Source organism: Dialister sp., from assembly GCF_036343215.1.
GTDB lineage: Bacteria > Bacillota > Negativicutes > Veillonellales > Dialisteraceae > Dialister.
Window position 1 is genome coordinate 1 of sequence record NZ_JAZASU010000189.1, and the last position, 1,708, is coordinate 1,708.

The 1,708-nt window shown below is 47.6% G+C and carries 1 protein-coding gene; it reads right to left on the reverse strand.

Translation table 11 applies throughout. From position 1 onward, the window contains the following. The coding region (locus VZT47_RS10260; protein ID WP_330224863.1) for an ABC transporter substrate-binding protein at positions 1-1,133 on the reverse strand (1,133 nt) is incomplete at its 3' end. Positions 1,134-1,708: the final 575 nt, after the last annotated feature.

Sequence of the window (1,708 nt, forward strand, 5' to 3'; positions counted from 1 at the left end):
CCGGAGTAGAGAAGGGTCATTTCCGTCACATTTTCTCCCGATGCAGCCAGGAGTTCTTTGGCCTTGTTCACGTCATAGGTATACCCCTTGATGGAATCATCACGGCCCCACATGCCCTGCGGTACGGCTGCAGTGAGCTGTTTGCCTTTGCCCTTGACTGCGCCTTCAATGATGGAATTGTAATCGATGGCATAGGAGAGGGCCTGGCGGAAGACTTTATTTGCCGTCGGTCCCTTCTGGTTGTTCAGGTAAACGATGGAGGTCAAAAGGGACGGATCGTCGTAAATCTTGATATCCTTGTTATCCTTCAGCTGATCCAGCTGGTCCATGGGGATGCCTTCCGCAATATCGATATCCCCTTTTTCCAGCTGCAGTCTCTGGGCGGAAGGATCTTTGATGGAATTGAATACGATGTGCTGGATAGCCGGTTTCTTGCCTGCATAATTCTTCTGGGCATCGAGCTTGATGGACTGGCTCGGTGTGTAGGAAGTGATTTCATAAGCGCCGGAACCCATGGTGTGGGTTGCGAGGTAATTCGTACCCATATCATTGTCCTTTGCTTTTTCCATGACCTTCGGATTGACGATGGAAGAACCGTTCACGGCCAGGGTATAGAGGAAGGGAGCAAATGGTTTTTCCAGGGTAAAGATGACGGTCTTTGCGTCCGGAGCTTCAATGGATTTCACAATTTTGAAATAGTCGGACGGTCCTTTTTTCATTTTCATGACACGTTCAATGGAGAATTTGACGGCATTGGCATCAACAGCGCTGCCATCGGCAAATTTATGGCCTTCGTTCAGGGTAAAGGTCCATACCAGGCCGTCATCGGAAACTTTCCATTCTTTGGCCAGCGACGGTTCGACTTCCGTGGAAGCCTTGCCGTTGACCGTTTTATATTTCACAAGCCGTTCATAAGCAGGGTAGGTAATCTGCCAGCCCTTGTTATCCATTGTAACGGCCGGATCCAAAGTTTCCGGATCGACCGGCATACCGACAACGATGGTATCCTTCGGGACTCCACCCCCTGCCGCAGGAGCGGAACTCTTGCTTCCTCCCCCTCCGCAGCCTGCAAAGCTCAAAACAGTAAGACCCACTAAAGAACCGGCAACCAGAGTTTTCAATAATTTCTTCATATAAATCCCCCCTGACTGAAAAAGCCGCACTTTACCAAAAAGTGCGGCCCCATTGCCCATGAGACAACAAAAGCCTTTCCAAAAGGAAAGGCTTCTTTGTCTCGTTATTCTGATAGTTTTATTATAAACGTTTACTTCATGGAAGTAAATAGCTGCAGTAGAGATTTGTAGAAATAGATATGATGTTTTTGGAAATAAAGATGATTTTTGTGGATAGAGGCAAGATCGATATTCGTTCTTCGTTCTTCGTTGTTCGTTCTTCGTGGAGGTGTGCCCCTGACGGGACACGAATTTTATATGGGGTCTGTGCACAGGCGAGATGTATTACATCTGTTCTATGCTCCGTCAAGCAATTTAAAAACAGCTTTCTTTTGCCAGTTGAGAGCCAAAGGCCGTCGGTGAAGCCGGCTAGATAAATTGATTTCCCGCAGGGGAACCATTGAATCTTACCCTTTGTCAAATAATCGGAATTCGAGTTTTTAGAAATGCGGTCAATTTTTATACAGTTGCCCTGGCCTGGGGATTTTATCAGATTTACATTCCGGCATCAAGGGGCTGAAGCCCCTTGACCCCGG